At 64.7% G+C, this 6,580-nt stretch carries 8 protein-coding genes and 1 pseudogene; 7 read left to right on the forward strand and 2 right to left on the reverse strand.

Annotated elements, in window-relative coordinates; all coding sequences use genetic code 11:
• From odhB to WCE35_RS24385, 6 genes are all read left to right on the forward strand, one after another.
• Positions 1–924, forward strand: a 924-nt coding sequence (odhB, locus tag WCE35_RS24360) for a 2-oxoglutarate dehydrogenase complex dihydrolipoyllysine-residue succinyltransferase (RefSeq protein ID WP_424595864.1), incomplete at its 5' end; no start/stop codon positions are given.
• A gap of 1 nt (position 925) precedes the next feature.
• A complete protein-coding gene (locus WCE35_RS24365; RefSeq protein WP_424595865.1) occupies positions 926–1,177 on the forward strand; it encodes a DUF4160 domain-containing protein in 252 nt (83 codons plus the stop codon).
• Positions 1,174–1,464: a DUF2442 domain-containing protein gene (locus tag WCE35_RS24370; RefSeq protein ID WP_424595866.1), complete on the forward strand. Its 291-nt coding sequence runs from the start codon at positions 1,174–1,176 to the stop codon at positions 1,462–1,464. Before WCE35_RS24365 ends, WCE35_RS24370 begins: the two co-directional genes overlap by 4 nt.
• A 32-nt stretch (positions 1,465–1,496) precedes the next feature.
• The gene (locus WCE35_RS24375) at positions 1,497–2,243 is read left to right on the forward strand and encodes an SDR family oxidoreductase (protein ID WP_424595867.1); all 747 of its coding nucleotides are present in this window, start codon (positions 1,497–1,499) and stop codon (positions 2,241–2,243) included.
• A 36-nt stretch (positions 2,244–2,279) separates the two neighbouring features.
• On the forward strand, positions 2,280–3,683 hold the full coding sequence (lpdA, locus tag WCE35_RS24380) for a dihydrolipoyl dehydrogenase (RefSeq protein WP_424595868.1): 1,404 nt from the start codon (positions 2,280–2,282) through the stop codon (positions 3,681–3,683).
• Positions 3,684–3,718: 35 nt separating this feature from the next.
• Positions 3,719–4,249: a hypothetical protein gene (locus WCE35_RS24385; protein ID WP_424595869.1), complete on the forward strand. Its 531-nt coding sequence runs from the start codon at positions 3,719–3,721 to the stop codon at positions 4,247–4,249.
• A 68-nt stretch (positions 4,250–4,317) separates the two neighbouring features.
• Here the strand turns inward: WCE35_RS24385 and WCE35_RS24390 are convergent, their stop codons facing one another.
• Both WCE35_RS24390 and WCE35_RS24395 read right to left on the reverse strand, forming a co-directional pair.
• Positions 4,318–4,908 carry a DUF4337 domain-containing protein gene (locus WCE35_RS24390; RefSeq protein ID WP_424595870.1) on the reverse strand — a complete coding sequence of 197 codons (591 nt, stop codon included), beginning with the start codon at positions 4,906–4,908 and terminating at the stop codon, positions 4,318–4,320.
• 120 nt (positions 4,909–5,028) lie between these two features.
• The gene (locus tag WCE35_RS24395) at positions 5,029–6,000 is read right to left on the reverse strand and encodes a tyrosine recombinase XerC (RefSeq protein WP_424595871.1); all 972 of its coding nucleotides are present in this window, start codon (positions 5,998–6,000) and stop codon (positions 5,029–5,031) included.
• Between the two features lie 151 nt (positions 6,001–6,151).
• Between WCE35_RS24395 and WCE35_RS24400 the strand changes: the two are divergent.
• Positions 6,152–6,580: pseudogene (locus tag WCE35_RS24400) on the forward strand (primosomal protein N'); the annotation flags it as partial.

The following is a 6,580-nucleotide window of genomic DNA, read 5'->3' on the forward strand; positions in this document are numbered from 1 at the left end:
GCGCCAAAGGCGCTGCCGGCCGATGCGCCGCTGGCGCCATCGGTGCGCAAGCTCTCGAGCGAAAGCGGGATCGATGCCTCCACCGTTCCCGGCTCCGGCAAGGACGGCCGCGTGACCAAGGGCGACATGCTGGCGGCGATCGAGAAGGCGGCTTCGGCGCCGACCCCGATCGATCAGCCCGCCGCCGCGGTTCAGGTCCGTGCGCCGTCGCCGGCCGACGACGCCGCCCGCGAGGAGCGCGTGAAGATGACCCGGCTGCGCCAGACCATCGCGCGGCGGCTGAAAGACGTGCAGAATACGGCCGCGATGCTCACGACCTTCAACGAGGTCGACATGAGCCACATCATGGCGATGCGCGCCCAGTACAAGGACGCGTTCGAGAAGAAGCACACCAGCAAGCTCGGCTTCATGGGCTTCTTCACCAAGGCCTGCGTGCAGGCGCTCAAGGAGATCCCGGCCGCCAACGCCGAGATCGACGGCACCGATCTGATCTACAAGAACTACTATCACATCGGGGTTGCGGTCGGCACCGACAAGGGCCTCGTGGTGCCCGTGGTGCGCGACTGTGACCACAAGTCGATCGCCGAGATCGAGAAGAGCATCGCCGACTACGGCCGCCGCGCCCGCGACGGCCAGCTCAAAATCGACGAGATGCAGGGCGGCACCTTCACCATCACCAATGGCGGCATCTACGGCTCGCTGATGTCGACCCCGATCCTGAACGCGCCGCAGTCCGGCATCCTGGGCATGCACAAGATCCAGGAGCGCCCGATCGCGATCGGCGGCAAGGTCGAAATCCGCCCGATGATGTACCTGGCGCTGTCCTACGATCACCGCGTCATCGACGGCAAGGAGGCGGTGACGTTCCTGGTGCGCGTCAAGGAAAGCCTGGAAGACCCGGCGCGGCTGGTGCTGGATTTGTAGTGTGCCGGTCGTCGCGATCGTTGATGGGGTAAAGATCATGTTCTACGCCAATGAACATCCCCCGGCACATTTTCATGCAAAGATTGCCGAGTTTCAGGCTGTCATAGATATTGATAGCCTTAAGATTGTGGCTGGCCGGTTGCCTCCGGCGCAAACGCGTTCCGTACTCGCTTGGGCCGTTTCCAGGCAGGATCGTTTGCGGCAGACGTTCGTGGCGGCGCTGGCGCATGAAAAGATCGGACCGATCGAATGACGGACTTACCACGCATCAAGACCGCCGAACCGATTATTCCCGGTGTCCTGAAACTCGTGTTTCTGGACGGATATGAAGGCGTCGTCGACTTGCGGCCCTTGTTGTCGAAGGGCGGCGTGTTCAGTTCTCTGCAAGATCCGGCGCGCTTCGCACGGGTCAAGGTTGACGACTTTGGTCATTCGGTCGGCTGGGTCGATGACGACGGCTATGAGGTCGACCTGAGCGCTGACGGGTTACGTCGGGACTGCGAACGTCAGGCTGAAATCCATAAGCTGATGGTGGTATAGATGAGGTTGTTCGCTGTCGGGAAGATGGGCCGATGACGGATCGAGTCGTTGTCATCACCGGCGGCAGCCGCGGCATCGGCCGTGCCACCGCGATCGCCGCGGCGGCGCGCGGCTTTCGGGTCGTGGTCGGTTACGCCAGCAATCACGCGGCGGCCAACGAGGTGGTTTCCGCCATCGAGCGCAAAAACGGCAAGGCGATCGCGGTGAAATGCGACGTCGGCAGCGAGAAGGACATTCTGGCGCTGTTCGAGGCAGCCGACGATTTCGGAACGCTGGGCGCGCTGGTCAACAATGCCGGCATCGTCGGCCCCTCGGCGCGGGTCGAGGACATGTCGGCCGAGCGCATTCAGCGCATGATGGCGGTCAATGTCACCGGCAGCATCTTGTGCGCGCGCGAGGCGGTGAAGCGGTTGTCGACCCGCAACGGCGGCAAGGGTGGCGTCATTGTCAACCTGTCCTCGGTCGCGGCCAGACTCGGCGCGCCCAACACCTATGTCGATTACGCGGCTTCGAAGGGCGCGGTCGATTCCTTCACCGTCGGGCTGGGCCACGAGGTCGCCGGCGAAGGCATTCGCGTGGCAGCCATCAGGCCGGGACTGATCGATACCGACATCCACGCCTCGGGCGGCGAGCCCGATCGCGCCCACCGGCTGGCGCACATGGTGCCGATGCAGCGCGTCGGCACCGCGGAAGAAATCGCCAACGCCATCGTCTGGCTGATGTCGGACGAGGCGTCCTACGTCACCAGCGCGATTCTCGACGTGTCGGGCGGACGGTAAATACCTGTCACAGAATTCAACTGCAGGACCTCAATCATGGCCACCTACGATCTCGTCGTCATCGGCACCGGTCCCGGCGGCTATGTCTGCGCGGTGCGCGCGGCGCAACTCGGCATCAAGGTCGCCGTGGTCGAGAAGAGCGCCACGCTCGGCGGCACCTGCCTGAACGTCGGTTGCATGCCGTCAAAGGCGCTGCTGCATGCCTCCGAGATGTTCGAGGAAGCCGCGCACTCCTTTGCGAAAATGGGCATTGGCGTTCCCGCGCCAAAACTCGATCTGCCCGCGATGATGAATTTCAAGCAGCAGGGCATCGACGGCAACGTCAAGGGCGTCGAGTTCCTGATGAAGAAGAACAAGATCGACGTCATCAGCGGCACCGGCAAGATTCTCGGCGCGGGCAAGGTGGCGGTGTCGGGCGGCGACGGCAGGACGCAGACGGTCGAGGCCAGGAACATCGTGATCGCCACCGGCTCCGATATCGCGCGGCTAAAGGGCATCGCGATCGACGAGAAGCGCATCGTGTCGTCGACCGGCGCGTTGTCGCTCGACAAGGTGCCCGGGAAATTATTGATTGTCGGCGCCGGCGTGATCGGGCTCGAACTCGGCTCGGTGTGGCACCGGCTTGGGTCGCAGGTCACCGTGGTGGAATTCCTCGATCGCATTTTGCCCGGCACGGACGGCGAAGTCGCCAGACAGTTCCAGCGCATCCTCGAAAAACAGGGCTTTGCGTTCAAGCTCGGCGCCAAGGTCACCGGCGTCGACGCTTCGGGCAAGACGCTGATCGCCAGGGTCGAGCCGGCCGCGGGCGGCGCGGCCGAATCGCTGGAGGCCGACGTGGTGCTGGTCTGCATTGGCCGCGTGCCTTACACCGAAGGCCTCGGCCTGAAGGATGCTGGCGTCGCACTCGACAATCGCGGCCGGGTGCAGATCGATTCGCATTTCGCAACCAGCGTGAAGGGCATCTACGCGATCGGCGACGTCGTCGCGGGTCCGATGCTCGCGCACAAGGCCGAGGATGAAGGCGTGGCGGTTGCGGAGATGCTCGCGGGAAAGGCCGGCCACGTGAATTACGACATTATACCAAGCGTTGTGTATACCACGCCGGAAGTGTCGTCGGTCGGCAAGACCGAGGAAGAGCTGAAGCAGGCGGGCGTGGCCTACGCCTCGGGCAAATTCCCCTTCACCGCCAACGGCCGTTCCAAGGTCAACCAGACCACTGACGGATTCGTGAAGGTTCTCGCGGATGCGAAAACCGATCGGGTGCTTGGTGTGCACATCATCGGCCGCGAAGCCGGCGAAATGATCCATGAGGCCGCCGTTCTGATGGAGTTTGGCGGTTCCGCAGAGGATCTGGCGCGCACCTGCCACGCCCATCCGACCCGGTCGGAGGCGGTCAAGGAAGCCGCGCTTGCAGTCGGCAAGCGGGCCATCCATATGTGATCGACATCCGGCACAGGCCGGGTAGAGATATTTCCATGCTGCGCCGCCTTCTTCAGCCAATCTGGGTTCTGCTCGCGGTCATCTTCCTGATCGAAGCCTGGCTGTGGGATCACCTCGAGCCGATCGTGGCGCGCGTCGTGGCGCTGATTCCGCTGCACGCGTTCAAGCAGTGGCTCGCCGAACGCGTCGATACGCTGTCGCCGGCGATGACGTTGATCGTGTTCATCGTGCCGGTGATTCCGCTGTTTCCGCTCAAGCTGATCGGGCTTTACTTGCTCACCCACGAATACTGGCTGAGCGCCGTCGCGACCATTATCTTCGCGAAACTGCTCGGCGTCGGCGTAACCGCGTTCGTCTTCGACGTGACGCGGCCGAAGCTGTTGGAGATGCGCTGGTTCGAAACGCTCTATGAATTCGTCCTGGCGCTGCGCGCCAGGGCGGCCGCCCTGGTCGATCCGGTCAAGCGGCGAATCCTGGAAATTTTGCGCGGCGACGGCGACGGCTGGTCGTCGCGGATGCTGCGGCTGATCCAGCGATTCCGCAAGCGCGTTCACGAGGCGCGCTGATACTCACCACTCCCTTTGGGAGAGGTGAGGTCGAGCTCGCCGCGGGCTCGACGAAATACGACAGGAATTCAATGCAGATGCAGCAGGTGCGGCGAGAAGACGCCGAGTGCCGTCATGGCGATGCCTGCCAGCGTCAGCAGGCCCGATACCCAGGCCAGCACGATCATGCCGGTGATGATGGTCGCCGAGGCCAGCACGATGCCGATCTGGAAGGCGGCGGAGGCAAGTTCGAAATGATGATACTTCGCGGTCGCGAGGTCGCGTTCCTCCTCGGCGTGCCTGGCGCGCGCCGATAGCTGCTCGGCACCCTCGCCGGTCTCCGGCTCCGAACGGTAGCGCGCCGCGGTCTTCTGCCAGTCATCGATCTGCTTCTGCAGCGCGGCTTTGGCAGCGTCGTCGCCGGCGGCGCCGAGACTGAGTTTGGCCTGTTCCGCCGCGGTCTGGACCGTGGTGCGGCGGATGCTCTTGGCCTGGAAGAACGCCCACAGGTTCGACGCCTCGACATTCTTGCTGATCGATTCGGTTTGCGCGCCCTTGCCGAGCGTTTCCGACAGCGCCAGACAGAGCGCAATCACGGCGATCAGCAATGCGATCTTCTTGTTGACGCCGGAGGCGTGTTCGGCGTGCTCGGCGCGCTCCATGCTTTCATGTGCGCTCATGATTCGTTTCCCCGGATGAGACCCTGCCCACGATTGACCGAACGGCGCCCTCCGCGCAAGGGGCAAGCGCTGGAAGCGCTGGATGTGACGGAACTGTGTCGGCGTCGATAGCGGCCGTGGTCAGCCGCGCGGATGGGCGCTGCGGTAGACTTGCAGCAGCCGTTCGCTGTCGATGCCGGTGTAGATCTGGGTGGTCGAGAGCGAGGCGTGGCCGAGCAATTCCTGGATCGCGCGCAAATCGCCGCCGCGGCTCAACAGATGGGTGGCGAAGGAATGCCGCAGCGCATGGGGCGTCGCGCTGTCAGGCAGTCCGAGCGCGCCGCGCAGCCGCGCCATGGTGAGCTGAATGATGCGGGCCTTGAGCGGACCGCCGCGCGCGCCGACAAAGATCGGCCCTGCCGGGGGCAGCGGATGCGGACAGATCGCGGTGTAATCGGCGATCAGCGCCAGCACGTTCTGCAGCACCGGCACCATGCGGGTCTTGTTGCCCTTGCCGGTGACCACCAGCACGTCGCCTTCGCCGGGCAGCGGCACGTCGCGGCGTTTCAAGCCAAGCGCCTCGGAGATGCGCAGGCCCGAGCCGTACAACAGCGCCATCACGGCGGCGTCGCGCGCCAATATCCAGCTGTCGCGGGTCTCGCCGGCGCGCTCGTCGGCGTCGGCAAAACGCTTGGCGGCCGCCACATGAATCGGTTTCGGCAGGCTCTTGCCGACCTTGGGCGCGCGAATGGCGGAGAGCGCGCCGACCCGGCCCTTGCCTTCCCGTTCGAGGAAGCGACCGAACGAGCGCAAGCCAGCCAGCGCCCGCATCAATGAACGTCCGGCGATCTCGTTGGCGCGCCGCATCGCCATGAAGGCCCTGATATCGCTGGTCTCGAGCGCGGCAAAGCCCGAAAGCGTCACCCGCGCGCCCCAGTGTTCGGCCAGGAAGGCCAGGCACTGGCGCAGGTCGCGGGTATAGGCCTCCAGCGTTTTCGGCGACAGCCGCCGCTCGGCGCGCAGATGCGACAGCCAGCGCGTCATCTGCAGCGCGATGCTTTCATCGGCGCAGTCGAGTTCGATCGGTTGAATGGACACTGCCGGTTTCGTCATGGAGCCATGGCGCCGTGATTCTCTCGACTATATCGCACCTGTTTCGTTTACCGTTTGCTAACTTGCGCGAGCAACGCCGGCTGGACACTGGCCCCGACCCCGGCGCGACCTTAGACTGGCGCGTTGTTTCGGCCCCGAATCGGCTTTTTCCATGGATCACACCACGCGCAGCCACGCCTCAACCGCATCGTCCACCCGGGTCGTCGATGTGCTGGTGCCGGTCGCGCTCAACCAGGCCTATTCCTACCGGGTGCCTCGCGGCATGGAACTGAAGCCTGGCGATGTCGTCTGCGTGCCGCTCGGCCCCCGCGAGGTGGTCGCGGTGGTGTGGGCGGAAAACGCCGCTCCCGATCCGCGCCTGCACAACCGCCTCAAGGATGTCGGCGAAAAGCTCGACGTGCCGCCGCTCAAGCAGGAATTGCGCAGCCTGGTCGACTGGGTCGCCAATTACACGCTCTCCGCCCGCGGCATGGTGCTTCGCATGTGCTTGCGGATGGGCGAAAATCTCGGACCGGAGCGGATGCGCATGGGCGTGCGGCTGGTTGGCGATCCGCCGCGGCGCATGACGCCGGCGCGGCGG

The organism is Bradyrhizobium sp. (assembly GCF_049691595.1).
Taxonomy (GTDB): domain Bacteria; phylum Pseudomonadota; class Alphaproteobacteria; order Rhizobiales; family Xanthobacteraceae; genus Bradyrhizobium.